Raw genomic sequence first — 26,288 nt, forward strand, 5'->3', positions numbered from 1 at the left:
GAGTTTTGTATAAACCCGGTTTTGTTGTATAGAAGTATATCATGTCCTTATTCGATTGTCCGGTCCCTGGAATTGATGGCTGCGTCCAAGGTTCCGCCGAGCCGATTCGGAGACCATGCCAGCAGACTGACACGACCATTGCCCGTCAGATCGCCAAGGAAAGGTGTCATCCGTTCTCCGGCAACCCAGGGCCCAAACCGTTCTTCCTGCCGCCCGAAGGCGGTCCCGGAGCTATATAGAACGAACCAGTTCCCTGCGGTGTGTTCAACGAGAATCAAATCTTCCAGCCCATCGCCATCCACGTCGCCAAGCATCATGGATATGGATGAACCCATTGGACTCTTGGCGGAATACCAATCTCCCGCGTCCACGAGCTGTTTCCCGGTGCTTAACCAGACCTGGCATGTGCCTGAGTCGGAATTCCACACAACCAGGTCATCCAGCCCATCGCCATTCACATCTCCTATGGAGAGTATCATGCCTTCATCCCGTACGGAAACCTCATGCTGAATTAGGGGAGAATTAAAATCACGCCCGGAGTTATAAGCAATGGCGGCTTTCCCTGTAACAGGGTCCCATAAAAATAAATCATGTCTGCCGTCCCCGTCAAAATCTCCCGTAAGAGCTTTCCAGTCCACGGCTCCAGATTCACAGAGCCAATGACCCGAAGGTACTAAACGGCTGCCTGAGCCCAATGCAACCTCACATATCCCAAGCTCCGCATTCCATACAGCCGCATCGATGCTGCCATCTCCATCATAATCGCCAGCCATCGCAGTCCCACCCGGGTATAGCGGCCAGTCTGCCAACATGGGGCGTATATATCGTATGCCATTATGGATTTTCATGGGGAACCCGACCTCAAGAGCAGCGTCGTACCATAGGTTGTTGGTCTCGTCCCGGACGATCCATCGATCCGGCAGCCCTTGTCTCTTGGCGTGCAGAAACTTAGGGTCTTTCATGGCCATCCTGTCCAGCAATCGGGTTTCCCTGAAATCCGGTATGAAGGGCATGATCGAGGTTATGGACACAAACGTTTTAGACTCTCTCTTGAAGGCTTGAATGATTCTTCTGAGCGGTGAATGCTCGTCATAATGCACAGTGCCATCAGCAAGGAAGCGGATATAGGGAAATTCGAGATAGGGGTGGTAAAAGAATGAAGCCAGTTCGCGTGGACCTGTGAAATCCTGCAATGTCCGTTCCATCCGAGTGACTTCTTCCTCGATCTTATCACCTGCCACATAATAAAGCGGAGTGGGAACGTAGATCGTCCCGTTCGTTAACGGATCGTCCGGGATGTGCTGTAGTGCGGCTGTCCTTGCATCCGGGCTGGAAGGCGGTGATTCATAGAGGATGCCGTTACAGATCTCGATAATATGCCGCTGGACAGATGAAGCGGTATAATGAGGAGTTTCATACCAAACCGCCGGAAGACCAGCTCTTTGAAACATCTTATGAGCCTGCTGTATCCGCTGATAAGCATAAGAATGCTGCAGCTGACGGAGCGAATGGACCGTTTCGGGCGGGTCATCTGGAGGACAGTCGGCGCTGCATTCGGAATAAGCAAATTCGAATCCGTCGCCGCTAACCGATCCCCCGTACTGATGCGTATATCCATGAATACCAATCGAGGCGCCAAGGTCTACCATCGTCTGCAGCAGCCGGACAAATCGAAGGGAAGCTCCATCATGCAGATCATCTATCGACCGATCCACATGATGTGCCGGATCTACATACCGCGGAATGACGGCCAGATGAAAGGGAATCTGCTGATGCAGGAACTGTGCGATTACCAGCAGCTTTGCCTGTTGTTCTTCCGTCTCATACCAGCCGCCTGGACCGATATCTTCAAGCCGTATCAATGCCTTATTCAATCAAGATGCGCTCCTTCCAATGCCAGCTGTTTTCGAGATAGCGATATCCGGATATATTTATGCCGGGAATGGGCATTTCGTCATCGGGGATGAAGCGTTCACGAAGAAAAAAGAGGATCGCGGAGCGTGTCCGAGAATATATAGGGATTAAGATATGGACAGGAGGAAGAGGAAGTTCATGCATATTAGACACGCAAATGAACAGGATGCAGCAGGCATCGCTAACGTCCATGTGAACAGCTGGAAAACGACGTATAAGGGGATCGTGGAAGATCGCTTTTTAGAAAATTTGTCTGCTGCGGATCGGATTGAAGGCTGGCGCCGTAAGCTTGCCAATATGCCGGAGGACGAACAACTTCTGGTCATTGCCGATGAAGATGGCAAGGTATACGGGTTCATGTCTTACGGCATGGAGCGTGAGCAGAAGATTTCTGATGAAGGAGAACTCTACGCGATCTATCTCCTGAAAGAGATTCAGGGGATGGGCTGGGGACGGGAGCTGTTTGCGAGGCTGAAGGAGTTTCTGCAAAAGAACGGGTATCGTTCTTTACTGGTCTGGGTGCTGGAAGGTAATTCGGCTGAGCATTTTTATAAACATATGGGCGGCCAGGAACGGAGACGAAAAGAAATTGTTATCGGCGGAAAAACGCATACGGAAGTGGCTCTGCTGTGGAGTTCCATTGACCGGATTGGCTCCTTCTCCTAAAAAATGCCCCGCTTGAGTTTACATTAGAGAGGGAATCTACTATGATGAGGATATACCCCGGTGGGTAAATGTTTTGCCGACCTGAGGAGGTTTGTATTTGAGTATAATTCCGATAGGTCCTTTTATGATGAGGGCCGACATCGTGATTTTTCTGATCTGTGCGGCAGCCGGATTTGCTGCGCTTCGAATTCGTTTGCGTCAGACGCCGCAGCGGGAATGGATCCTGGACACTTATTTATCTGTACTTATCATTGGTTTTATTTCATGGAAATTCGGGATGCTGGTGTTCGATCCGATCCGCACCATTCAGCATCCCGCCTCGCTTATTTACATGACCGGCGGCACGAAGGGAATATGGCTTGGGGCCGTTCTAGCCCTGGTCTACGCAGCTCTGCGCTGGAACAAAAAAAGGGAGAATTCAGGTTTGCTGCTGAAGTCCGCACTGTTGTCGGCATTTGCAGGCGGATGGGCCGGGTATGTATTCCAGTGGTTGTGGGCGGACGGGGCCGCTGTAAACTCTTCATTATTCTATATGCTATTATTCGGCATATTGCTCACGATGAGCTGGCTTCAATTCCATTCTCCGCTGTCCCGCTTTCTTACTCTGGGATTAGGAAGAAATGGAGCGGTGCTGCTCATCATGGGGGCTCTTTTCGTGTGGGTAATCTATGACTTTGCTTTCACCTCGGGCAGCGAGCGAGAAGCGAACATATCTCCGAATGTGGAAGGCAATCCAGAAACCATTGCTGAAGGGTTAAAGCCCGGACTTCGCGCACCGGATTTTTCGCTGATGAATCGGGAAGGGCAGGAGGTCAAACTGTCCGATTATCGGGGGAAAACCGTTCTTCTGAACTTCTGGGCCTCCTGGTGCCCGCCATGCAAGGTAGAAATGCCCTATATGCAGGATTTTTACGACAAATATCAGGATGAGAATGTAATCATTCTGGCTGTCAATATGACGCATTTGGAAAATAGCATGAGTGAGGTACAATCTTTCGTCGAGAAAAATGGCTTAACCTTCCCTGTCCTATACGACCAGAGCGGAGCAAGCACGAGACGATATGAGGTGGTGGCCTATCCGACCACCTACGTCGTTAAGCCGGATGGTGTGATATCAGAGCGGTTCCAAGGCGCTATCGACGAAGATTTAATGGTTAGGGCCTACCGTAAGGCTAGTGATAAGTAAGGTTCAATTGCGGATTTTTGGTGACGTGGACATCTATCTCTGCCGCCTTCTCCCCAGGGGGAATATAATACACAAACGCTGGGGAGGGGGAGATAGAGTGCAGCCAATACCAATTTCGGCAGAAGGATGCAAAGGTTACGTCGGCAAAACCGTTTGCGCTGTCATGCGTGATGGAACAGAAGTCGTGGGGACCATACGCGGTGTACATGATCGAGGCCTAGAACTCGAATTTGCGAACCCATCCGCATATATATTGTCCACAAAAGGCAAGAAGGGCAAAAAATCTTCGAAGTCTACTAAAGGCGGTGCGCACACGTCCGCATTCGGACCTTACGGTTACGGCGGATACGGCTGGGGAGCCAATGTGTTTGCTTGGGAAGCCATAGCGCTGTTGTTCCTCATTCCGTTTTTGTTTATTTAAGCGGTCACAGCCTTTAGATTACGGGCGCAGTGTTTTTATAGAAGAGACAGGCGGGGAAATCCCCGGTACTGTCTCTTTTTTTTAGATATCAGAAAGTATAAACTTCGAAGCATGGGCCTTCCTGATACCGCAAGAAAAACATCCTATAAACGCGGTCTGTCTTCTGAGAAAGTTCGTCGATAGACGCTATTCTTTCTTGTGCTAGCCTTATACCTTACGAGTGGAGTGGGCATTGTGGATGGGTTCAACGGATGTATTCGATTGACTGAGCAGCCATATAACCGGTGTGAATGAGACAAGAAAACAGCTGCCCGCCAGAATCGGAAGCAAAGACCATTCGGCGATGGAGTATCCAAGAAACGTCTGCCATCCGATGGCGATTAATCCGAGCAAATACGCCAAGCCGCTAATATGGATCAGTATCGGTTTAACCGCAGGATTGACGGATTTTCTGATGGACAGCCACGCCATAAAAGGGATCGCCTGCAGAGCATGGAACCCTAGACCGTGCAGCCAGATGATATTGCCGTCGATCCCGGTATAGCGTCCCGCATTGATGGAAATCCATATGCCGGCTGCAAAAGATACCAGCACCGCGATCATGGCATAACGAATGCCGAGTCCGAGTTCCGGATGGGCTTGCATTACACGCTTGCGGAAGTACTGGGCGCCAAGGATCAGGTAGAATACGATAAGCAGAATCGCAACAGCAGGAAAAATAGCCGAGATGACATGATCAAAGGTCGAGCCGTTCTGTACGAACCGCGGATCGACACCGCGGAAGTTTTGAACGGTTTCGGCGAAGTAGGAGAACAGAACGAGCGGAATATAACACCAGCGGTAGATCGATTTGCTTTGAGGCCTCATACCGGAAACCGGTAAAATGATGGCGGTTGATATGATAAAGATCCCCAGGGCCGCGTTGAAGGAAAACGCTTTGGAGATATCTCCATCAGGCGAGACAGGTCCTCCATTCAGCAATACCCATATCCCGCATATTCCGGCTAACAAAAACCCGAGCAGCCCCGTCAGCAAAAGCCAAGTCTCCTGCTTATACAGCTTGATCGCCCGGTTCGTCGTTTCACGTGCAAGTTGATTCATATGAATGACACCCTCTCCGTAATAATGAATTGTTTATAATTTACAGGAGAATGGGGGTGACTTTAACGGGCTGGGGATGTAAGGGGACCCTGTACGCCGGAATGATTTCAAGGCTGGACTAAAGCCGGGGATGAAGCGAGTGTTAATCAGGACGGGAGAGAAACGGAGCCAGTTCTTTTTTACTAGATTAGGCACTAAGAAATGAACCTCTCGCTTGATTGCCCCTTTCCTGTATACCTACTAAAATTGAAAAATGTGGTTATTCACGAGTTCGACCGGTTAATAGGTTTATTGAATTGAAATTTGCATTTAGACTGCCTGAAGAGCAGAGGCAAAAAAGACAGAAGGGGCGTCCGTATTTATGTCCAATCGAATTTTAGTTACACCCGAGCAGTTGGAGCAGGTATCCACGCAATTTGCGCAGTCAGGGCAACTTAGCAGCGATATGGTGGAGCGGCTCCAGCGAAGCATTCATGAAATGGAAGGCCAGTGGCAGGGGATGACCCGTGAGCGGTTTTTCGGGGATTACCAGCAAGCCAGGGCAACCATGATCAAATTCGTAGAGTGCTTACAATCGATATCCACCGAACTGAAGCAAATTTCCGTCAAATTCCGTTCCACGGATGAAATGGTGAACGGTGCTTCCGCTGGAGGAGCAGTTGCCGGTGCAGGTATTCTGGCTGGAGCAGCCTCCGGAACCGGAATCGCCACGGCAGCTGCAGCAGGCTCTGCAACCATGGCTTCCGGTGTTTCTGCAAAATCTTCAAGTAACCCGCTGGATGCAGCACTTAAAGGTGTAAATGTGGAAGGCAGCGTAATCAAGCATGAAGAGAATGGGTTATTCGCCAAAGCCATAACAGGCAGCGCAGGAGCCAGCCTTACCGAAGGAGCGCATGCCAGCGGGGCCGTTGTAGAAGCAGGCTATGCTAATGATCATGTCGAAGGATCGGTTAGCCTGGTTAAGGCCGAGGTTGAGGCGGCCGTTAAGGATGGCACGCTCAGTGTTGGGGCTGAAGCTACATTAAACAAGTATGAAGGCGGCGTGAATATTCCGCTTCCATGGACGGATAAGGAGCTGCATATTGGAGGTTCCGCTTCACTCGGCGTACTCGGCGCATCCGCTGAGGTGGGGAAAAGCGGTTTAAAGTTCCACGTGCCGTTAGGACCTGGAGCAAGCCTTGTCGGGCTCGGAGGAGCGATTACGGTAAAATAGAAGGGGGAGCACCGCCGATGAGCGATAAACAAAAACGGTTCAAATACATAATGGTGATCATTGCTGTTGTCGGTGTACTGGGCACCGTGATTCCCAATCTGCTTGACACAAGTTACGCAGCTGCGGAAAAAGCAGTCATTTGCCTATCCTTTCTCATTGGAATACCGCTCGTTGTGTCGATTGTATATTGGATCGGTAAAAAAATATTGAAGGGTTGATTAACATGGAACAGCAAGAGCAAACGGAACAGAAGCTGCTGCCAATCGGATCTGTAGTCAAGTTCAAGGAATGGGACCAGACGCTGATGATCTATGGTCGGATGCAGAACGACTCCAAGACGTTGAAGCGTTGGGATTACGTGGCCTGCTTCTACCCTCACGGGAATCTGACCGCGGATTCCAATATCTTTTTCAACCATAAAGACATTTCGGAAATTGTATTTATGGGTTACGTCAATGAGGACGAAATTGCGTTTCGTGATGCATTGATCGAAGGAATTGCGAAGGCGGATCAAATGGCAGCCGCAGGCCCGGACAAATCATAGGTTTATCATATAGCAGCATAGCAGCTCTGTTCAGAGGCAACTCTGGCAGGGCTGCTTTTTTGTTTGTAACAGATTCACAGTGCGTAATCAAAAATAAACAAATATAAATCTGTGTTTATTTTTGAAAATATACTATTCAAAGATAAACGGGCGTGATATTATGAGAAACAAATGAAAGCAAATTCATATGGTCAATCGGAGGGGAAACTTCATGGTTCAAAGCTTATGGGAACAGTCAAAGGCACAGCAGACACAAAATACATTGGATGAGCTGGTCTACCGTTCGAATTTAATCGGGTCCGACCGGCGTGTATGCAACTGGGGCGGCGGCAATACATCCAGCAAAACAACGATTCAGGATTTTCGCGGCAAGGACATAGAGGTTATGTACGTAAAAGGCAGCGGATCGGATCTGGCTACCATGAAAGCGGGCAATTTCACAGGCTTGCGGATGGAGGACATCCGGCCATTGTTCGAAAGGGATTCGATGTCGGATGAAGAGATGGTGGCTTACCTGGGTCACTGCATGGTCGATTCGAAGCACCCGCGCGCATCCATTGAAACGCTGCTGCACGCGTTCTTGCCGTTTCGGCATGTGGACCATACACATCCGGATGCCATTATCAGCTTATGCTGCGCCCATAACGGCAAAGAATTAGCCCAGGAGATTTTTGGCGACCGATTTGTGTGGGTACCTTACGTTCGCCCTGGATTTACGCTGTCTAAGATGATTGCCGAAGGGGTGTTGGCTAATCCGAAAGCCGAGCTTGTGCTTATGGAGAAGCACGGGCTTGTCACTTGGGGCGATACATCGGAAGACTGTTACGCACAAACGATTCGTATCATTAGTGAAGCTGAAGCCTTCATCGAAGCGCGAGTGAATAACGACAAGCTGTTCGGTGGCCGGAAGTTCGCCCCACTGGCCTCGGAAGTGCGCCGCAGCATTGCCGCCGAAGTGATTCCCGCGGTCCGCGGTGCCGTCAGCGATGTGAAGAAGATGATCCTGTCCTTCGACGATCAAGAGGATGTGCTGGACTTTGTCGGCGGTACCGATTCGCCGAAGCTGTCCCAAGTAGGCGCAGCTTGCCCCGATCATCTGGTTCATACCAAGGTAGTTCCTCTCTTCATCGACTGGACACCTGATGCTGAAGATGTCGAAGGCCTTAAGGCAAAGCTGATCGAAGGCATTGCAGCGTACAAAGAGCAGTATCAAGCTTATTTTGATCGCAACCATCATGAAGGCGACATCATGTTCGAGGCGGCTCCGCGCGTCATTCTAATTCCGGGCATCGGCATGATCAACACGGGCAAGAGCTGGGCGATGTCGCAAGTCAGCGGCGCCCTGTATCACCGGGCGATTGCGGTCATGCGCGGCGCGACGGCCTTGGGCGATTTTGTATCCCTGAGTGAAAATGAATCCTACAACGTGGAGTATTGGCCGCTGGAGCTGTATAAATTGAGTCTCGCACCGGCCGAAGCGGAGTTTTCGCGCCAGATCGCTTTTATCACCGGGGGAGCAGGCGGTATCGGAAGTGCCACGGCCCGCAGGCTGGTAGCTGAAGGCGCACATGTCGTTTTGGCGGATTTGAACCTGGAAGGCGCACAGCAGGTAGCCGAGGAGATCAATGCAAAATACGGGGAGAATCGGGCATTTGCCGTTAAAATGGATGTAACCGACGAAGAGGCCGTGAAACGCGCCTATCGAGAAACCTCCATCACTTATGGCGGTGTTGACATTATCGTCAACAATGCGGGCCTTGCGACATCCAGCCCGTTTGACGAGACATCGCTGAAGGAATGGAATCTGAACATGAACGTGCTGGGCACAGGTTATTTCCTGGTTGCTCGGGAAGCCTTCTCGTTGATGAAGACACAGGGCGTTGGCGGAAGCATGGTGTTTGTGGGATCGAAAAATTCGGTCTATGCCGGCAAGAACGTGACTGCATACAGCTCCGCAAAAGCACTGGAGGCTCACCTGGCTCGCTGCATTGCTGCGGAAGGCGGAGAATACGGCATTCGAGTCAATACCATTCTTCCGGATGCCATTCTGCAAGGCTCCGCGATCTGGAATTCGAACTGGAGAAACGAGCGGGCAGCAGCTTACGGGATTGAACCGGATCAGCTTGAAGAGCACTATCGTAAACGCACGACGCTTCTTGTCAACATCTATCCGCAGGATATTGCCGAAGGCATCGCTTACTTTGCATCATCAAGATCTTCGAAGACAACGGGCTGCATGTTGACAATTGACGGCGGAGTGCCTGCTGCGTTTACTCGCTAAATCGAATGAAAATATGACGCATCTACCGCAAGAAATCAAGATTTCTTATTAAGATGGGAAGCTGGGTCAGAGGACCTAGCTATCCTTATCATACGGGAGGTTATGGGATGAGGCAGGATGTTGCAAGGAACTATGAAGAAGCGAAAAAGCTCTATGGGCAGCATGGCATCAACGTGGACGAAATTTTGACGGAACTTGAACGCATCAAAATCTCCATTCACTGCTGGCAAGGAGACGATGTCCGTGGATTCCTGTTCCGCGACCAGGAGCTGTCCGGGGGCATCTCCGTGACCGGGGAATATCCAGGCGCTGCAGGAACGCCGGAACAGCTGCGGGCCGATCTGGAAAAAGCGATGTCGCTCATTCCGGGATCCCACAAGGTGAACCTCCACGCGATCTACGCGGATACCGACGAGACCGTTGATCTGGATCAGCTGGAGCCGAGGCACTTCCAATCTTGGGTGAATTGGGCCAAGGAGCAAGGAATCGGACTCGATTTTAATCCGACCTGCTTCTCCCATGACAAATCGAAGGATGGGTTTACGCTGAGTCATGCCGATCCGGCAATCCGTCAATTCTGGATTGAGCATTGCAAGGCATCACGAAGAATCGGGGCTTACTTCGGCGAACAGCTGGGTCAAACCTGCGTGACGAATATCTGGGTTCCGGACGGTTATAAGGATATGCCGGTAGACCGAATGGCGCCGAGGCAGCGGCTGAAGGAAGCGCTGGATGAGATTTTTGCTGAAGATATTAATCCGCAATGGAACCTCGATGCCGTCGAGAGTAAACTGTTCGGACTGGGCTCAGAGGCTTACGTTGTGGGTTCGCACGAGTTCTACATGGGATACGGCATTCAGAACAACAAGCTGATCTGCCTGGATGCGGGTCACTTCCATCCAACCGAGAGCATTGCCGGCAAACTGTCAGCGCTTGCCCTTTTCACCGATGGACTTCTCCTTCATGTCAGCCGGCCGATGCGCTGGGACAGCGATCATGTCGTCATCATGGATGATGAACTGACCGAGATTGGACGCGAGCTGGTGCGCAATAACCTGCTGGATGTTACCCATATTGGACTGGACTTTTTTGATGCCAGCATTAACCGCATCGCCGCGTGGGTTATCGGTACCCGAAATACGATAAAGGCGCTGCTGCGTGCCAAGCTGGAACCTGTCGATCGGCTGAAGCAGGCCGAACTTGAAGGCGATTACACGACCCGCCTGGCGTTAACGGAAGAGTTTAAATCCTATCCGTTTGGAGCGGTGTGGGATTATTACTGCGAACGTATGGGCGTACCAGTAAGAGAAGAGTGGCTGTCCGAAGTGAAACAGTATGAACGGGATGTATTGCTGAAACGTACGCAAGCATGAGAAGAGATGGAGTATCACTCGGGCTCGTGCCTGAATCGTTGATTATGATCTGACAAGGAGGCTGGAAGCCTTGAACGTTCTTGCATTTGATTTGGGCGCAAGCAGTGGCAGGGCCATGCTGGGCCAATGGAACGGCCGAACCATCGACGTAACGGAAATTCACCGGTTCCCGAACGATCCGGTTCGAATCGGCGACCGTTTCCAATGGGATATATTGCGGATCTACCACGAGATGAAGCAGGGCTTGCTCCGATTGAAGGGGCAGCATAGCCTGCCGACGAGCATCGGGATTGATTCCTGGGCGGTGGATTTCGGACTTCTGGATCGAAGCGGGGAGCTGCTCATGAATCCGTATCATTATCGGGACACGCACACGGATGGCGTGATGGAACAGGTCTTCCGGGATGTGCCGCCTGCCGAGATTTTTGATCGGACGGGGATTCAGTTCCTCTCATTCAACACGATCTATCAGCTGGCTTCCTTGCAGCGGAAGAAGCCCTACTTGCTTCAAGAAGCCGAGCGTTTTCTTATGATTCCCGATTTGCTGCGCTACTTCTTGACAGGCGAGATGGCGAATGAATTTACGAACGCTACTACAACGCAGCTGTATAACCCGCTTTCGGCGAGCTGGGATGATCATCTCTTGAAATCATTGAATATTCCTCATAAGTTATTTCATCCTGTTTCTCAGCCCGGTACGCATGTTGGAGCTCTGAGATCTTCCGTCATGGAGGAGCTGGGGATCCCGTCGATCCCGCTCTATACGGTTGCAGAGCATGATACGGCTTCCGCCGTGGTCGCGGTTCCGGCTATAGAGCGTTCGTTTGCTTACTTGAGCTGCGGAACCTGGTCGCTTATGGGAACTGAAGTCGATCAGCCTGTCATTCATGAACGGGCCAGAGAGCTGAACTTCACGAATGAGGGAGGAGCCTACGGCACGTACCGACTGCTCAAGAATATCATGGGACTTTGGATTCTGCAGGAATGTCAGCGGACCTGGGGACGGGAAGGGTTAGCGTACTCCTATCCCGAATTGGTTAAGATGGCGGATGCGGCGCCGGCATTTGCTTGTTTTATTGATCCCGACGATCCCGTATTCCTCCCAGCCGGAGATATGCCGAAGCGTGTAGTGGAATATGCGACGCGCACAAACCAGAGCGTTCCGCAGGATGCAGGCGCTCTTGTACGCTGCATTATGGAGAGCCTGGCCATGCAGTACCGTTACGTGCTGGAGTTGACCGAGGAATTGTCGGGGCAAAAATTTCAGGGCTTGCATATGGTGGGCGGTGGCATTCATAATGAAACATTATGCCAGTGGACTGCGAACGCGATAGGGAAACCCGTATGGGCTGGACCTGCGGAGGGCAGTGCCATCGGCAATATGGCCGTGCAGTGGATTGCGCAAGGCGAGTTGTCCGATATATGGGAAGCACGCGCAGTCATTAGAGAGTCCTTCCCGGTCAAGACCTACGAGCCGAAGGAAACTTCCTTATGGGAGGAGGCCTACGGGGTGTTCGGTCAGCGGACCGGGAAGAGATAGAATATACGAACAGTAAGGATGGGCGGTATGATGCTGGTTGCAGAACGATATGAGAAAATAGTACAGTTGGTCAACGAAAGAGGGAGCATCCGAGTCTCCGAGCTGAGTCAGCTCTGCGGTGTAACGGAAGAAACGATTCGCCGCGATCTTGACAGGCTGGAGCAAGCAGGGCGCCTGCGCCGTTCCCATGGCGGAGCGGTTAGCGTGAAGGATCAACCGGAAATTCAGCGGTCGCAGCCGGAAATACCGTATGCTGAGCGGGAAATCATGCATGCGCTGGAGAAGCAGCGGATCGCGGAGGAAGCGGTCAAGCGAATCCATCCGAATGATCGCATCTTGCTGGATGCAAGCTCTACGGCTTGGTACATGGCAAAAATCATACCGGATATTCCGATTACCGTGCTGACGAATTCGATTAAGGTGGCCGCTGAGCTGAGCACCAAGGAAAGGGTTCAGGTGATTTCCACAGGCGGCATTCTGGCTCATCGTTCCCTGTCCTTTGTCGGTCCGCTTGCGGAACGCTCGCTGGATGCTTACTACGTGGATAAAGCCTTTCTATCCTGCAAGGGTGTGCATATCGAGCGGGGCCTTAGCGAATCCAATGAGCTTCAGGCGAGAATCAAGCATAAAATGATTGGAATGACAGATGAGACCATTCTGCTCGCCGATGCCAGCAAATTCGGCACGCAGGCTTTTGCGCAGGTTGCCGATCTATCCCAAGTGAATCTGATCATTACCGATCGCCGATTGACGGAAGAGGAAGCGGCACCTTATCGAGCTTTGGGCATCAAGATCGAATCTGTATAGAGCAAACTTCGATAACATATCAACATGGAATCCCCCCGTTCCGGGGGGTTCTTGCTAGAGGCCGATTCTTCGGTCCATATCCTGATGATTAGCGGGGTGAAGATGTTGAAAATTTCATTATTTGTCACTTGTCTCAGCGATGCCTTGTTCCCGCGGGTAGCTGAATCGATGGCAAGATTGCTGGCAAGGTACGGCGTGCAGCTGGAATTTCCGGAAATCCAGACCTGCTGCGGCCAACCGGCCTACAACAGTGGTTATTGGGATGATGCTCGCATCAGTGCCAAGACGATTCTGGACGCTTTTGACGATAGCGACTTTGTGGTGTCTCCTTCCGGCTCCTGCACGTATATGATTCATCATTACCCGGATTTGTTCAAGGACGATCCCTTATACTTGGATAAATCGAAAGCGCTTCAATCCAAATGCTATGAGTTTACGCAATTCCTGGTTGACGTGCTGGGCGTGATCGATGTTGGCGCCGTCTATCCACACAAGGTAACCTATCATCCATCCTGTCACGGAAGCCGCCTGCTCGGGGTGAAGGAGCAGCCAATGAAACTGCTTAGCCAAGTCAAGGGACTGGAACTTGTTCCCTTGCCTTTTGCCGAGGATTGCTGCGGGTTCGGGGGAACGTTTGCCGTGAAAATGGCGGATATTTCAGGCGCGATGGTAACGGAGAAAAGCGATCATGTGCTGGAGACCGAGGCGTCCGTGCTTGTCGGTCTCGATATGGCCTGCCTTATGAATATTGCCGGCAATCTGCGCCACCGGGGCGAGAAGGTTCAGGTCAAGCATTTGGCCGAACTGTTGTATGAGGGGGTGAGCGTACATGAGCACAGCTGAATCGAAAGCGCAAACGGTTAAGGAACGTGCAGGTTACGCTCTCAATAATGATTTTCTGCGCAATGCGGTGAAGTTTACGACAGAGCGACTGCGGCTCGGCAAAAAGCTTGCGTCGGAGGAGCATGGCAACTGGGATGCGTGGAGGGAACGGGGACGCCAAATCCGGCTCCATACTATCGCTCACCTGGATTATTATTTGAATGAGTTTGCTGAGCAGGCCAGGGCGAACGGAGCCCATGTCCATTTTGCGGAGACGGCGGAAGAAGCAGTCGCGATCTCCCTTGAGATTGCGGAGCATAAGTCGGCCAAGTCCGTCGTGAAATCAAAATCAATGGTGTCCGAGGAGCTGCATCTGAACAAGGCGCTCGACTCGATCGGAGTGGAGGCCGTCGAAACGGATCTCGGCGAGTATATTATTCAGCTCGCGGATGAGACGCCTTCTCATATCATCATTCCCGCCATCCATAAGAACCGTTACCAGATTGCGGAGCTGTTGTCCGCAGAGGCAGGCGAAACGCTGCCGCCCGATACGGCGATTTTGGCAGGTTTTGTCCGCATGAAGCTGCGAGAGAAATTCCTTGAAGCGGACATTGGCATGACGGGGTGTAATTTTGCGATTGCCGAGACGGGCTCGATGGTGTTGTTCGAGAATGAAGGCAATGCCCGCATGGTGACGACGGTGCCAAAGACACAGATTACCCTGATGGGCATGGAGCGAATTATTCCGTCATGGGCGGATCTCGAAGTCATGGCTACCTTGCTGCCGCGTTCGGCGACCGGTCAGAAACTGACAGTATACATGTCCGGTATCAGTGGTCCGAAGAGAGAACTGGATGCTGATGGACCGGACGAGATGCATATTATCATCATTGATAACGGACGTTCTCTTCAGCTCGGGGACCCCGAATTTCAGGAGCTGCTTAACTGCATACGCTGCGGCGCCTGCCTGAATGCCTGTCCCGTATATCGCCATATTGGCGGGCACGCTTATGGGGGCACGTATAGCGGCCCAATCGGTGCCGTATTAACGCCTGCCTTGAACAAGAACGTCGCGGAATGGGACGATATTGCGAACGCATCCAGCCTGTGCGGCGCCTGTTATGAAGCATGCCCCGTGAAGATTCCGCTGCATGATATGCTGGTATCCCTGCGCCGCCGGAAGATTGAAGCCGGACGCGGTGACAAGCTGGAAGCGATGGGCATGAAGGGCTTCTCGGCGATCATGGGGAATGCCAAGCGTTATCGCAGCGTGGTATCCCTCGGAAAGTGGGGCCAGAAATTAGTGGTTCGAGGCGGGGAGATTCGAACGCGGATCGGACCTTTGAAGGGGTGGAATTCATACAGGGTAACCCCAAGTCTCCCCAAGCAATCCTTCCGTGACCGATGGTCGGAGATGGAGCAGGATATTCGCGGAACCTCCGGGACAATGGACCCTGAAATCGCCAACCGATTGAAGGAGCGGCTTCAGCAGCAGAAGTTCGGAAAGGGGGAGAAGGCCCATGACTAATGAAACCGATCGCAGCTGGCTGAGCCGTCTTGAAGAACAGTCTCGCAAGAAGCAGGAGCAGTTCATGGATGGAATTGCAGCGAAGCTGGGCAGAAGCCGGGTTCGCACCGCTCCGGAGCATCCTTTCCGCGGTGCCCCCGATTTCTGGAATGAGTTTGAGTGGCCGATTGAGGAGAGGATTACGCAGTTTACCGCCAACTTTGAAGCGGCAGGAGGCCATGTGGTAAGGCTGAGCCACCGCGAAGAGGTCAGCCGGTTTATTAGGGACAAAGCGATGGAGATGAGTGCGGCTACGATTCTTCGTCAGCAGGAAGACGCGCTGGACCGCCTGGGGCTGGAAGAGAGCTTGCCGGAGGCGCTTGTTCTCTCCTGGAATGAGGCAGCGGACACGGACTGGAGGGCTGTCGCTGCCAGAGCTGATTTTGGTGTCGTCATGGCGGATTATGCTGCGGCTTACACCGGTTCGATTACGGTGAAATCGGCCCCGCATAAAGGACGTTCGGTCAGCCTGCTGCCGACCGTGTTGATAGCCATTATTCCAATAGAGCGAATGGTTACCCGACTAGGCGAGATTCTGGTTCAGTTTGATCAGGCCGGACGCGAGCAGCTGCCGGCGGGAATCCATTTCATCTCGGGCCCGAGCCGTTCCGCCGATATCGAGAACGATCTTACGATTGGCGTTCACGGGCCAGGCATCGTGTACGCCCTGCTGGTCGATTCCTATGAGAATTAACGAATAACACAGGTTACAGGATTAGCCCCAAGCAAGAGCAGTTACGGCATGCTCACTGGCTTGGGGCTAATTTTAGATAAGGGAATATTAAGTTTGCAGTGAAACTGATAATCGATAAGTTTCCTCTGAATGCAGTCTGTCAACTGTGGAAGCACGACGATAGATGTTTTTCTTAAGTATGGGGTTATTTGCCCCTGCGTGTCAGTTCGGCCAGCCGATCCCATTGCTCATGGGTCACTTCCGCCAGGTCGTTGAATTGTCCCGCGCCCTGCAGCCATTCGCCGCCATCGATGGTGATCACGTCACCATTAATATAACCGGCATAATCGGAAATGAGAAACGCGGCGAGATTAGCCAATTCCTCTGCATCCCCTACGCGCTTTAGGGGGATGCGGTCGATCATCTTTTGCTCCAGGTCCGGCGTGGGCGATAATCTTGACCATGCGCCTTCAGTCGGGAATGGACCCGGGGCGATCGCGACTTGTCGGATCCCGTAAGGGGCCCACTCCACCGCGAGGGAACGTGTCAGCACAAGCACGCCCGCTTTTGCGGCTGCAGATGGGACCACATAGCCAGAGCCTGTTGAAGCATATGTTGTGACGATGTTGAGCATCGTTCCGCTTTTGCCCTGCTCAATCCAGCGTTTACCGACTTCAAGTGTTGCGTAGAAGGTGCCGTGCAGCACGATGTTCAGCACGGCATCTACAGCCCGAGGAGAGAGGCGCTCGGTGGGGCTGATGAAGTTCCCGGCTGCATTATTGACAAGCACGTCAATACCTCCATAATGCTGCTCTGCCGCATCAACAAGAGCCGATATCTGCGCAGGGTCTCGAACGTCGCAGCTTTTGTACCATACTTCGCAGCCTTGCTGTTTTAATTCTTCAGCGGCCAGCTGTAGAACTTCCTCCCGGCGCCCACATATGACGAGTTTAGCGCCAAGCTGCGCGAACTTCTCTCCCATGGCCCGACCAAGGCCCGTGGCCCCTCCCGTAATCAATACGACTTTATTTTGAAGCAAATCGTCCGTGAACGGTCCCATCGATGGTTCTCCTTTCAATCAAATATGGAATAACGGAGCGGATTCTCGAAACGCGTCCTATATTCAGCAGGCTGCATCAACCATTTCAAAAAAATGCAACCGCTTACTTCCAGCGTAACATGGTTAACACTTCCAGTCATCACATTCTTGTTTCAGAATGCCCTTGCTTGGTTAGGTTAATAAGAAATGCAGGTTAAAACGATACATAGTCGTAAATTCTACATCTTATATATCACACTGCCACCTGACCCTGGGATTTTGATTACATCACGAGATGAGGAACTTGACATGATTCTGAAATCACTGACGGAGCGGCTGATTCTTAAGACGATAACGGGCAGCACTTCTGTGGATATCACGAACCTGGATACAGATTCAAGAGAGATCCGGCCTGGCGGCTTGTTCGTCTGTGTTCCAGGCTTTCACGTGGACGGTCATGACTATGCCCTGCAGGCGATACGTAACGGCGCTGTTGCCATTGTGGCTGAACGGGAGCTGCCGGGACTACCAGGAAACGTTACACATATAACGGTACCGGATACCAGAAGAATTCTGCCGATTCTTGCAAACGCCTTTTTTGGAGATCCCACGCAGCGATTGAAACTGATCGGAATTACCGGGACAAACGGCAAGACAACGACAACCCACATGGTAGAAAAGATTCTGAACGACGCTCACCGCAAAACGGGCATTATTGGCACACTGTATATGAAGATCGGAGATCATATGGAGAAAACGCTGAATACGACGCCGGATACGATTCAGCTGCAGCGTTATTTTCATACGATGGTCACCCATGGCGGAGACTATGCCGTATTGGAGGTGTCCTCGCACGGATTGGATATGGGGAGAGTGCGCGGATGCGATTTTCAGACTGTTGTCTTTACGAATTTGTCGCATGATCATCTGGACTTTCATCAGAATATGGAGAGCTATCGCAATACGAAGGAGCTGTTGTTCACCCAGCTGGGCAACAGTAATCGTGACATGCTGAAGAAGGCGATCCTGAATGCCGACGATGAAGCATCGTCCTATTATGCAAAACGGACATCCGCACAGATCGTAACCTATGGCATTCGTAACGAGGCCGATGTTCGGGCAACGCATATTCAAAACATGCCGGAGGGCTGCAAGTTTCATGTAGAAACGCCATGGGGACACGGCGACTTCAGTCTGAAGGTGCATGGTGTTCACAACGTGTATAACGCGCTTGCCGCCATGACTACTTGCTTGCTGGAAGGGATACCGCTTGAAGAAATCTGTAGAAGTCTTCAACATTTTGCAGGGGTTGATGGACGATTTCAAGAAATAGAGACGGGACGAAGATTTCGCGTGGTTGTTGATTATGCGCATAATCCGGATGGACTTAAGGCAACATTGCAATCGGCCAAGGAAATAACGGCGGGAAAAATGATATGCGTGATGGGCTGCCGGGGCGAAAGGGATCGGTTGAAACGTCCGATCATGGCGGACATTGCAGCTTCATATTCGGATTATGTGTTGTTCACGACGGACAATCCGTTCTCGGAGGATCCGGAGCAGATTATGGCTGAGATGCTGGGAGGCTTAACCTCACATGAGGCAGGGAATTGGGAGGTTATCCTGAACCGTAAAGAAGCCATTCAACGAGCTGTGGAATTGGCTGGTGACGAGGACAGGATCATTATTACCGGACGAGGACATGAGACCCGGTATGTAGCAGGCAGCCAGATCGAATCGTTTAGCGATGAGGATATTGTGATGCGTTCATTACAGGACATGGGGCAAGGCATCCAGATGATGACACCGGAGCTATAAAATTAACCGGGAGGTGCTGGATTTTGAAACGAAAGGGACTTGGTGCTGCGTTAACCGCGGTTGTGCTGCTTCTTGCTGCTTGTACACAGACACCCCCTGCTAAGGAAGAAGGGAGGCAGGAAGACCACCGGGAAGAGAAAAATGATTCCTCGTATCATGTGCTTGCAGAGCAGTTGAGGACACCTTGGTCGATCGATTTTGACGGCGATACGATATATGTCAGCGAGCGGGAAGGAAACATCGTTCAGATCAAGGACGGCACATTAACCAGGCAGTCGGTACAAACGGAGAAGCCGGTTGCCCATCAAGGAGAAGGCGGATTCCTGGGCTTTGCGTTAGCCCCGGATTTTCAGGATTCCGGCAAGGCCTTTGCCTACCACACCTATGATCAGGATGGAAAGGTTATGAACCGGTTGGTCCTTTTGAAGCAGGACGGGAATCAATGGACAGAGTCGCAAGTCTTCCTGGAGCGTATTCCCGGCTCTAATGTCCATAACGGAGGCCGAATTGCAATCGGACCCGACGATATGCTCTACGTAACGACAGGAGATTCGGGAGAAGGAGAGCTTGCGCAAAACCAGGAAAGTCTAGCAGGCAAAATCTTGCGATTGACGCTGGATGGCAAGGTCCCGGCGGATAATCCGACTGCAGGCTCTTATGTCTATACGCTAGGGCATCGGAATTCGCAGGGCTTGGCCTGGAATTCGGAAGGTGAATTGTACAGCTCAGAGCATGGACCGTCAGGTACGCCTGGCGGACACGATGAGATTAATGAGATCACGGCCGGCAGCAATTACGGCTGGCCCGAGATCTATGGCGATGATAGGTTAGAAGGCATGAAGCTCCCGATTTACCATAGCGGCGAAACGGCAATCGCACCTTCCGGCATCGCTTTTGATGAGCAGGACCGCTTGTACATGGCAACTCTTCGCGGCCAGATGTTGTACCAATTTCGGCCGGAGAACGCCTCGCTTGAGGTCGTATTGGAAGGTGAAGGCAGGTTAAGAGACGTCAAAGTCCATGACGGCAAAACCTATGTCATTACCAACAATACGGATGGCCGGGGTGTGCCTTCCGATCAGGATGATCGACTGCTGGTGCTGAAATAATTCAAAGAATTGTACATGTCTTGCGATTTAAGAGAATAGATATAGGACAAGTACAATATGAAAAACGTCTATCGACGTACTTTCTCAGAAGACAGACCGCATATAGCGGAAGTTTTTCTTGCGAGATAAGGTGGGTAAGCCTCTGAAGTCTATACTTTCTCATCTCTTAACAAAAAAGGCCCCTTCCCGTATGGAAGGAGCCTGATGTGGCAATAACAGATATTATGTTTGCTTGGCTTCGGTTTGTTTTCGAATACGGTATACACATTTTTTGTCGCCCTTGGCAAGGCATTCGGTCCGTTCCACATCCGCTTCCAGCAAAGATTGAAACAGGTCAAGCTCACAGCGGCATGCGTGTTGGAACCGGTTGGCTACCTGGGATATAGGGCAATTCAGTTCCTCGAGGAGATATTCTTCCTCGGTGACTTTTTTGTAATCCACCATATATCCGTTGTCATTCTGAATCTGAGCAAGGGCAGCAACCCGATCTTCTAGAGCATCGGCTTTCACCGTAGGCGTATACTTGTTCAGCAATGTATCCTTACGCTTGTCGAACAGCCGTGAAATCATTTCGTCACCGGCCTCATCCTGCAGCTCGTTCAGCAGATCGAGTGCAAGCGCATGATAGTTCTTAGGGAAAAAATCCTCTGCGGATTCCGTAAGGCTGTATAAGGAGACGGGTCTTCCCATCGGCTGTTTCACGGTTCGATAGGTGATGTAACCCTCACTCTTCAAGCTTTCCAGATGGCGCCGGACGGCCATGCCTGTTATTCCCAGTGCCTCGGTTATGGATTTTGTGCTGAGTTCACCATTTATTTTTAACATTTGCATGATATACTCGCGGGTACTGTATGCGACTTCTTGATCCACTATAATCACCGCCTTGTTTCTCGATGAATGCTTTCTTTTTCAACTAAAAAGGTTAAAAAGCAATATGTCTCATCTTATGTCTTTACCTTCTATAAGTCAACCGGAATGGCAGTTTTTGAGGCTATCATCACGCGGTTTATTGACAATTGGCATGATTAACCACATAATTACGATATATTTTAGTATAAAAAGTATAGAAAACAAGGAATGGATGAAGATCGAGACTTTGCAATGATAGCCAGTCGAAAGATTGAAAGAATTAATTATTACACTCGGGAAGGTGGAATGACGGATGTATGTTATTGGGTCAGCTTGTATCGAAGAGAAAGCGGGAGAATGCGTTGACGTTTGCCCTGTGGATTGTATAGAAGAAGGAGATGACCAGTTCTACATCGATACCGATATTTGTATCTCCTGCGGGGCTTGCGAAGCGGCTTGTCCGGTGGCGGCCATTTTCTATTTTGAGGATCTGCCGGAAGACCAGAAGCATTATTTCGATAAAGCGGTTGAATATTACAAGAACAAGTAAGGCGCTCGGGCGCTCCGGTTTGAGTCTATCCGCTCTGTTGTCCGCCCGTTTCCGGAATGGAAATAGGTAAGGTAGAAACGGACTCCCAAAGGATCGGCTATCCTCAAACCTCCGCTGGGTGGTAAAGAACAAAAGGAAAGATCAAAAGACTAAAGATAAGAGATTAAAGATTCAATGATTAAATTTAGAAGAGCAAGGATTACAAGTTGTAAATCTATATGTGATGCGATCAAATAAATGCGGCTACGATTAATAGTCGGAAAATAGAGCGATGTTCAAGCTGCGCTCATGCGTTAATCAAAATACGTGTTCTCCATACATAAGCCATCCGGGATATTCGAGGCCCCCTCGAATTAATTTCTCGGGTGGTTTAATTCGTTATGGGCGGATCATGCAAGGAAGCACCTGAAAACCTAGGACCCTACCGAAAATATGACATATTTCTTCCAATTAAAGCCACCCGGGATGAAGAATGTTCCAATCATTCTTTTCTTGGGTGGCTTTATTCATGAGTTGAAAGGGCGGTGTTATCTACATTTCAGAAGATTCTGCGTCAAGTTGATGTCATATTGTGCGCACAGCGTGGTCATTTGTATGTATACACGAGATTGAATTTCTTTCGCAAAATAGTGAAACACTTACATTTCCAGAAACAAAAAAATAATAATTTAAATGTGTCATATATATTGACACATTTACAAAACACGTTTTATTATTAATATCACTGGAGAATAAAAATAATAAATTTGATAATAATCACGGTTTTTTGATGATTTCGGATCGTTTTATTTGAAAAAATGATCTTATTAATCTACTGGTGAAATTAAATAGGGGATGTCTTCATGAAAAAGCATGATCAAGACTTTATGAAGCGGCAGAACAGACTCACAGTATTCCAAATCATCAAGAACGAACAGCCGATTTCAAGAGCAGCTATTGCCAAACAGACGGGAATGAGTCCGACAACAGTCAGCCGGATCGTATCGGAGCTGACGGAAGAAGGGTACGTTCACGAAACCGAAGAACAAGCCTCGGCCGGACGCGGAAGAAAGTCCTCCTTAATAAGACTGCTGGATACGGCGGTCATCTCGATCGGCGTTGAGCTTGATCGCCATCAAGCCAATATTGGATTCATCGATGTTCAGGGAAGCGTATTGTGCAGCGGCAGTTTTCCGAGATCGCCGGAGGATACGGCAGAAGCCACAGTAGCCCGAATTGCGGACACCATTGAAGAACTCATCTCGGAATGCGATATCGATCGCAGACGGGTGGTAGGGATTGGCGTGGGACTGCCGGGCATTATCGATGTTGATGCCGGAGTGGTCAATTTCTCGGTACAGCTTGGTTGGAAGAATGTGAGGCTTGCCGAGAGACTCAAGGAATTAACCGGGCTTCAATCGGTCGTAGACAATGAGCTGAAGGTAAAGGCATTGGCGGAGCAGCTTAAAGGATCGGCATACGGCTCCAACCGGACGGTCCTCCTTGGGTTCGGTAATGGCGTAGGCTCAGCACTGATCCTGGAAGGGGAGATTTACCGCGGGGTGACCAACAGCGCAGGGGAAATCGGACACACGACGGTGGACCCTGAAGGTATGATGTGCGACTGCGGAAAAGCCGGTTGCCTCCAAACCTATATCAATATACCGTCCTTGTTGTCGGAAGCCAGCAAGATTAAACCCGTTCGTACGATTGAGGAACTGTTCGCGGAAAGACGGGCTGGAACACGATGGGCGACCTATTTAATCGATAGAGCCCTTGCGTATATGGCGATTACGATTAATAACGTCGTCAGCATGTATAATCCGGACAGCGTCATATTGAGCGGCGAGATCCTGGACAAGTTCCCTGAAGTTTACGAAGAGATCACCGATCTGTGCTACTCACAGTATATCTGGGAACCGCTTCAGGATTCCTTTACGATTGTCCGCTCCGAGCTTCACGAGCATGGGGTCATCATCGGATCGGGACTTGTCGCGCAGGATCGTTATTTTCAACTGAATTAATTCATCTGGAGATCGGGGGAGCAACATCATGGGATTTGTGCCATTAGTAGAGGAATATCGCGGGAATGTACTGGAGAACATCCACTACGGAGCGATCAGTGTTGTAGACGAGAACGGTAATGTGGTTTACGCAGCGGGTGATCCGCATCATATGACTTTTCTGAGATCAGCGGCTAAGCCGTTTCAAGCCATACCTGTGATGAAACGCCGGATTGACGAAGTGTATGGACTAACTGGGGAAGAAACGGCATTGTTTGCTGCCTCCCACCGTGGTGAAAGCTTCCACATTGATGCACTGGAATCTATTTTGAAGAAAACCGGGATTCAGGAAGAAGCGCTTCACTGCTGCGCAACTTATCCACTGAACGAGGATGCCAAGGCGCAGCGCCATAGGGATCATGAGGACAAACGTCGGATCTTCCATAACTGCTCGGGCAAGCACAGCGGCTTGATTGCCCTATGTAAGCATATGGGCTGGGACGAGAGCACGTATTACAAGCCGGAGCATCCGGTTCAGCAAGAGATCATTGAGACGCTGGCTTATTTTGCCGAGGTTCCAGTTTCCTCGATCCCGCAAGGCATTGACGGCTGTGGCCTTCCCATCTTCGCGCTTCCGCTGGACCGTATCGGATACAGCTTCCTTAAGCTGGCTTGCCCGGATTTGATCGAGGACGCAGAGACGGCGGAAGCAGCTGCCAGAATGGCAAAACGGATGAATGAGTATCCGGATATCATTGCAGACACCAAGTTTGTGTGCTCAGCCTTGCTCCGGGACCACAATCTGACTGCCAAGGGCGGCGCCAAGGGCGTGTACGGCATCGGTCTTCGGAAAGAACGCTTGGCGATCTCGCTTAAAGTGTCCGATGGCTCCGAGCAAGTCTGGCCATGCATCATCGCTTCTATTCTGGAGCGCCTGGGTTACAGCGATCAGTCTACGATCGACCGCTTGTATGCGCTGGTTCCGAATGAGATTTTCAATGATGGCGGTACGCTGGTTGGGAAGCGACGCGCGGTGTACGAATGGAATGTTTAAGCTGTGAGGAACTCAAGGCGATCGGCAGGAAGTTATATGCTGAAGCGGCGAGTGAATCTATAGATATTCACTACATCAAAGGGGGAGTAAAACAATGAGATTCAAAGGTAGAACATGGTCACTGCTCATGCTGCTGCTCGCATTTACGATTGTTGCGGCAGGCTGCGGCGGAAACAGCGGAAGCGGCAAAGGGGCAAGTGAAGGCGGCGAAGAGAGCAAGCCGGTGACAAAAGATAACAAAGATGTTGTCATTGCGATTAACGCCAACTTCATTACGCTTGACCCTCACAATGCCGGAGACACGCACTCCATTTCCGGTGCACGCACGATGTACGAAGGTTTGATGGGCTTCAACGAGAAGATGGAACTCGTTCCTGTACTGGCTGAAGACTACAAGATCAGTGAAGACGGCCTGACGTACACATTCAATCTGCGCCAGAACGTGAAATTCCATGATGGAACGGATTTCAACGCAGAAGCCGTAAAAGCCAACCTGGATCGCATCATGGATGAAAAGAACAACCTTAGAATGCGTAAAAGCTTCTCTGCCGTCGCCGATGTTCAAACTCCAGATGACCACACGGTTGTCATCACCCTTAGCCAGCCGTACAACGCTTTCTTGAACAAGACCGCGATGGCGCTGATGATCAGCCCGAAAGCGCTCAAAGAAAGTGCTGACATCACGAAGAATCCTGTAGGTACGGCAGCATACAAGTTCAAGGAATGGATTCAAGGTGACCGCCTTGTTGTTGTAAAGAATGAGGATTACTGGCAAGAAGGTCTTCCGAAGGTGGACAGCATTACGTTTAAACCGGTACCGGAGAACGGTTCCCGGATCGCGATGCTGAAAACGGGCGAAGCGGACTTTATTTATCCTATGCCAACGGAGCAAGTATCTGAAGTAGAAGGCGATTCCAATATCGTCATTGACAAGATCGATTCCACGATCGTTCGTTATATCACCCTTAACACCATGAAGAAGCCTTATGACGATCTGAAGGTTCGTCAAGCCATCAACTATGCAATCGATAAAGATGCTTACATTAAAGTTGTTAAATCCGGACTGGGCTCGAAGTTGAAGTCTTCCATGTCTTCCATGACACAGCACTATTCCGAGCAATCCGGTTATGATTACGATCTGGAGAAAGCAAAGTCCCTCTTGGCGGAAGCAGGCTATCCGGACGGATTCGAAGCAGAGCTCTGGGGAGAGAATGATTCCGAAACGATGAAAGGCATGCAGTTCATTCAGCAGCAGCTGGCTCTTGTCGGAATCAAAGTCGACGTGAAATCGATGGAGGGTGCAACCCTGTCCGATCAGATTAACTCGGCTACGCCGGAAAACGCAAAAATTCAAATGTGGTATGTAAGCTGGTCACCTTCGTCCGGTGATGCTGACGGTGCAACCAAAGGTCTGTTCAGCAGCGAGTTCTTCCCTCCGGCTGGTTCCAATACCGCTTACTATAAGAACGACAATGTAGACCAATGGATCAAGGATGCCAACGCATCCGTCAAAGCTGAGGATGCAAAAGAAATCTATGCCAACATCCAAAAGCAAATCTGGGAAGATGCTCCTTGGGCATTCCTCGGGGTCGATCAGGTCATTACCGGCAAGAGAGCTTATCTTGAAGGCGTTAAAGCCCTTCCGGACGGATCGATCAGCGTGATCAACGCAGAAGTCAAATAATCAGGCAGCGAAGAGCTTGCTAAACGTATACCTTGTGGTGGGCCGCCTCTTGAATCAATAAGGAAGCGGCCCATCGTATTTTAAAAGCAGGCATG

Annotated in this window: 23 protein-coding genes; 19 read left to right on the forward strand and 4 right to left on the reverse strand. The window is 50.7% G+C overall.

The features are described 5' to 3' along the window. Positions 1-47: 47 nt before the first annotated feature. Positions 48-1,874: a DUF2334 domain-containing protein gene (locus M4D81_RS07490; protein WP_260065382.1), complete on the reverse strand. Its 1,827-nt coding sequence runs from the start codon at positions 1,872-1,874 to the stop codon at positions 48-50. 178 nt (positions 1,875-2,052) lie between these two features. Between M4D81_RS07490 and M4D81_RS07495 the strand changes: the two genes are divergently transcribed. The 3 genes from M4D81_RS07495 (at position 2,053) to M4D81_RS07505 (ending at position 4,187) form a co-directional block, all read left to right on the forward strand. Beyond that, positions 2,053-2,580, forward strand: coding sequence for a GNAT family N-acetyltransferase (locus M4D81_RS07495; RefSeq protein WP_260065383.1), 528 nt, complete (start codon positions 2,053-2,055; stop codon positions 2,578-2,580). A 97-nt stretch (positions 2,581-2,677) separates the two neighbouring features. Continuing rightward, on the forward strand, positions 2,678-3,766 hold the full coding sequence (locus M4D81_RS07500; protein ID WP_260065384.1) for a redoxin domain-containing protein: 1,089 nt from the start codon (positions 2,678-2,680) through the stop codon (positions 3,764-3,766). A gap of 97 nt (positions 3,767-3,863) precedes the next feature. Next, positions 3,864-4,187, forward strand: a complete 324-nt coding sequence (locus M4D81_RS07505; protein WP_071220298.1) for a hypothetical protein — start codon at positions 3,864-3,866, stop codon at positions 4,185-4,187. A 207-nt stretch (positions 4,188-4,394) separates the two neighbouring features. On the opposite strand, the gene M4D81_RS07510 is transcribed toward M4D81_RS07505, so the two are convergent. Then, the gene (locus M4D81_RS07510; RefSeq protein WP_260065385.1) at positions 4,395-5,288 is read right to left on the reverse strand and encodes a hypothetical protein; all 894 of its coding nucleotides are present in this window, start codon (positions 5,286-5,288) and stop codon (positions 4,395-4,397) included. A gap of 361 nt (positions 5,289-5,649) precedes the next feature. Between M4D81_RS07510 and M4D81_RS07515 the strand changes: the two genes are divergently transcribed. From M4D81_RS07515 to M4D81_RS07560, 10 genes are all read left to right on the forward strand, one after another. Then, positions 5,650-6,501 carry a WXG100 family type VII secretion target gene (locus tag M4D81_RS07515; protein WP_071220300.1) on the forward strand — a complete coding sequence of 284 codons (852 nt, stop codon included), beginning with the start codon at positions 5,650-5,652 and terminating at the stop codon, positions 6,499-6,501. Positions 6,502-6,518: 17 nt separating this feature from the next. Then, positions 6,519-6,719, forward strand: coding sequence for a hypothetical protein (locus M4D81_RS07520; RefSeq protein ID WP_260065386.1), 201 nt, complete (start codon positions 6,519-6,521; stop codon positions 6,717-6,719). A 5-nt stretch (positions 6,720-6,724) separates the two neighbouring features. Further along, entirely contained in the window at positions 6,725-7,045 is a 321-nt protein-coding gene (locus tag M4D81_RS07525; protein ID WP_260065388.1) for a DUF4176 domain-containing protein, read from the forward strand. A 211-nt stretch (positions 7,046-7,256) separates the two neighbouring features. Continuing rightward, positions 7,257-9,326, forward strand: a complete 2,070-nt coding sequence (locus M4D81_RS07530; protein ID WP_260065390.1) for a bifunctional aldolase/short-chain dehydrogenase — start codon at positions 7,257-7,259, stop codon at positions 9,324-9,326. 107 nt (positions 9,327-9,433) lie between these two features. Then, positions 9,434-10,699 carry an L-rhamnose isomerase gene (gene rhaA / locus M4D81_RS07535; protein ID WP_260065392.1) on the forward strand — a complete coding sequence of 422 codons (1,266 nt, stop codon included), beginning with the start codon at positions 9,434-9,436 and terminating at the stop codon, positions 10,697-10,699. Positions 10,700-10,769: 70 nt separating this feature from the next. Continuing rightward, positions 10,770-12,239: a rhamnulokinase gene (locus M4D81_RS07540; RefSeq protein ID WP_260065394.1), complete on the forward strand. Its 1,470-nt coding sequence runs from the start codon at positions 10,770-10,772 to the stop codon at positions 12,237-12,239. 30 nt (positions 12,240-12,269) lie between these two features. Then, the gene (locus M4D81_RS07545; RefSeq protein ID WP_071220495.1) at positions 12,270-13,046 is read left to right on the forward strand and encodes a DeoR/GlpR family DNA-binding transcription regulator; all 777 of its coding nucleotides are present in this window, start codon (positions 12,270-12,272) and stop codon (positions 13,044-13,046) included. 105 nt (positions 13,047-13,151) lie between these two features. Next, the gene (locus M4D81_RS07550) at positions 13,152-13,889 is read left to right on the forward strand and encodes a (Fe-S)-binding protein (RefSeq protein ID WP_260065724.1); all 738 of its coding nucleotides are present in this window, start codon (positions 13,152-13,154) and stop codon (positions 13,887-13,889) included. Continuing rightward, positions 13,876-15,396: a LutB/LldF family L-lactate oxidation iron-sulfur protein gene (locus tag M4D81_RS07555; protein ID WP_260065395.1), complete on the forward strand. Its 1,521-nt coding sequence runs from the start codon at positions 13,876-13,878 to the stop codon at positions 15,394-15,396. The genes M4D81_RS07550 and M4D81_RS07555 overlap by 14 nt, the downstream gene beginning before the upstream one ends. Next, positions 15,389-16,129, forward strand: a complete 741-nt coding sequence (locus M4D81_RS07560) for a LutC/YkgG family protein (protein WP_260065397.1) — start codon at positions 15,389-15,391, stop codon at positions 16,127-16,129. The genes M4D81_RS07555 and M4D81_RS07560 overlap by 8 nt, the downstream gene beginning before the upstream one ends. Before the next feature lie 184 nt (positions 16,130-16,313). Here the strand turns inward: M4D81_RS07560 and M4D81_RS07565 are convergent, their stop codons facing one another. Next, positions 16,314-17,168 (reverse strand): SDR family oxidoreductase, encoded by an 855-nt coding sequence (locus tag M4D81_RS07565; RefSeq protein ID WP_260065399.1) that lies wholly within the window; start codon positions 17,166-17,168, stop codon positions 16,314-16,316. Between the two features lie 288 nt (positions 17,169-17,456). Between M4D81_RS07565 and M4D81_RS07570 the strand changes: the two genes are divergently transcribed. Further along, positions 17,457-18,965 carry a UDP-N-acetylmuramoyl-L-alanyl-D-glutamate--2,6-diaminopimelate ligase gene (locus tag M4D81_RS07570; protein ID WP_260065400.1) on the forward strand — a complete coding sequence of 503 codons (1,509 nt, stop codon included), beginning with the start codon at positions 17,457-17,459 and terminating at the stop codon, positions 18,963-18,965. Positions 18,966-18,988: 23 nt separating this feature from the next. Continuing rightward, entirely contained in the window at positions 18,989-20,074 is a 1,086-nt protein-coding gene (locus tag M4D81_RS07575; protein WP_260065401.1) for a PQQ-dependent sugar dehydrogenase, read from the forward strand. A gap of 222 nt (positions 20,075-20,296) precedes the next feature. Here M4D81_RS07575 and M4D81_RS07580 read toward each other — a convergent pair whose 3' ends face one another. Next, entirely contained in the window at positions 20,297-20,944 is a 648-nt protein-coding gene (locus tag M4D81_RS07580; RefSeq protein WP_071220311.1) for a helix-turn-helix transcriptional regulator, read from the reverse strand. A gap of 292 nt (positions 20,945-21,236) precedes the next feature. On the opposite strand from M4D81_RS07580, the gene M4D81_RS07585 reads away from it, so the two are divergent. The 4 genes from M4D81_RS07585 to M4D81_RS07600 all read left to right on the forward strand — a co-directional run bounded on the left by M4D81_RS07585 (position 21,237) and on the right by M4D81_RS07600 (position 26,193). Next, positions 21,237-21,473, forward strand: a complete 237-nt coding sequence (locus M4D81_RS07585) for a ferredoxin family protein (RefSeq protein ID WP_015736133.1) — start codon at positions 21,237-21,239, stop codon at positions 21,471-21,473. Positions 21,474-22,315: 842 nt separating this feature from the next. Further along, positions 22,316-23,476: an ROK family transcriptional regulator gene (locus M4D81_RS07590; protein ID WP_220684710.1), complete on the forward strand. Its 1,161-nt coding sequence runs from the start codon at positions 22,316-22,318 to the stop codon at positions 23,474-23,476. Positions 23,477-23,504: 28 nt separating this feature from the next. Beyond that, positions 23,505-24,509, forward strand: a complete 1,005-nt coding sequence (locus tag M4D81_RS07595) for an asparaginase (RefSeq protein WP_194543403.1) — start codon at positions 23,505-23,507, stop codon at positions 24,507-24,509. Between the two features lie 94 nt (positions 24,510-24,603). Next, positions 24,604-26,193: a glutathione ABC transporter substrate-binding protein gene (locus M4D81_RS07600; protein ID WP_260065404.1), complete on the forward strand. Its 1,590-nt coding sequence runs from the start codon at positions 24,604-24,606 to the stop codon at positions 26,191-26,193. Positions 26,194-26,288 lie beyond the last annotated feature (95 nt).

This window comes from Paenibacillus sp. p3-SID867 (genome assembly GCF_025142895.1).
Taxonomy (GTDB): domain Bacteria; phylum Bacillota; class Bacilli; order Paenibacillales; family Paenibacillaceae; genus Paenibacillus_AQ.

Excerpts from the sequence above, each read along its gene's own strand:
- M4D81_RS07565 (WP_260065399.1), bottom strand. The coding sequence starts at position 17,168 with ATGGGACCGTTCACGGACGATTTGCTTCAAAATAAAGTCGTATTGATT.
- M4D81_RS07545 (WP_071220495.1), top strand. The coding sequence starts at position 12,270 with ATGCTGGTTGCAGAACGATATGAGAAAATAGTACAGTTGGTCAACGAA.
- M4D81_RS07570 (WP_260065400.1), top strand. The coding sequence starts at position 17,457 with ATGATTCTGAAATCACTGACGGAGCGGCTGATTCTTAAGACGATAACG.
- M4D81_RS07525 (WP_260065388.1), top strand. The coding sequence starts at position 6,725 with ATGGAACAGCAAGAGCAAACGGAACAGAAGCTGCTGCCAATCGGATCT.
- M4D81_RS07585 (WP_015736133.1), top strand. The coding sequence starts at position 21,237 with ATGTATGTTATTGGGTCAGCTTGTATCGAAGAGAAAGCGGGAGAATGC.
- rhaA (WP_260065392.1), top strand. The coding sequence starts at position 9,434 with ATGAGGCAGGATGTTGCAAGGAACTATGAAGAAGCGAAAAAGCTCTAT.
- M4D81_RS07515 (WP_071220300.1), top strand. The coding sequence starts at position 5,650 with ATGTCCAATCGAATTTTAGTTACACCCGAGCAGTTGGAGCAGGTATCC.
- M4D81_RS07590 (WP_220684710.1), top strand. The coding sequence starts at position 22,316 with ATGAAAAAGCATGATCAAGACTTTATGAAGCGGCAGAACAGACTCACA.
- M4D81_RS07555 (WP_260065395.1), top strand. The coding sequence starts at position 13,876 with ATGAGCACAGCTGAATCGAAAGCGCAAACGGTTAAGGAACGTGCAGGT.
- M4D81_RS07560 (WP_260065397.1), top strand. The coding sequence starts at position 15,389 with ATGACTAATGAAACCGATCGCAGCTGGCTGAGCCGTCTTGAAGAACAG.
- M4D81_RS07595 (WP_194543403.1), top strand. The coding sequence starts at position 23,505 with ATGGGATTTGTGCCATTAGTAGAGGAATATCGCGGGAATGTACTGGAG.
- M4D81_RS07600 (WP_260065404.1), top strand. The coding sequence starts at position 24,604 with ATGAGATTCAAAGGTAGAACATGGTCACTGCTCATGCTGCTGCTCGCA.
- M4D81_RS07520 (WP_260065386.1), top strand. The coding sequence starts at position 6,519 with ATGAGCGATAAACAAAAACGGTTCAAATACATAATGGTGATCATTGCT.
- M4D81_RS07495 (WP_260065383.1), top strand. The coding sequence starts at position 2,053 with ATGCATATTAGACACGCAAATGAACAGGATGCAGCAGGCATCGCTAAC.
- M4D81_RS07530 (WP_260065390.1), top strand. The coding sequence starts at position 7,257 with ATGGTTCAAAGCTTATGGGAACAGTCAAAGGCACAGCAGACACAAAAT.
- M4D81_RS07510 (WP_260065385.1), bottom strand. The coding sequence starts at position 5,288 with ATGAATCAACTTGCACGTGAAACGACGAACCGGGCGATCAAGCTGTAT.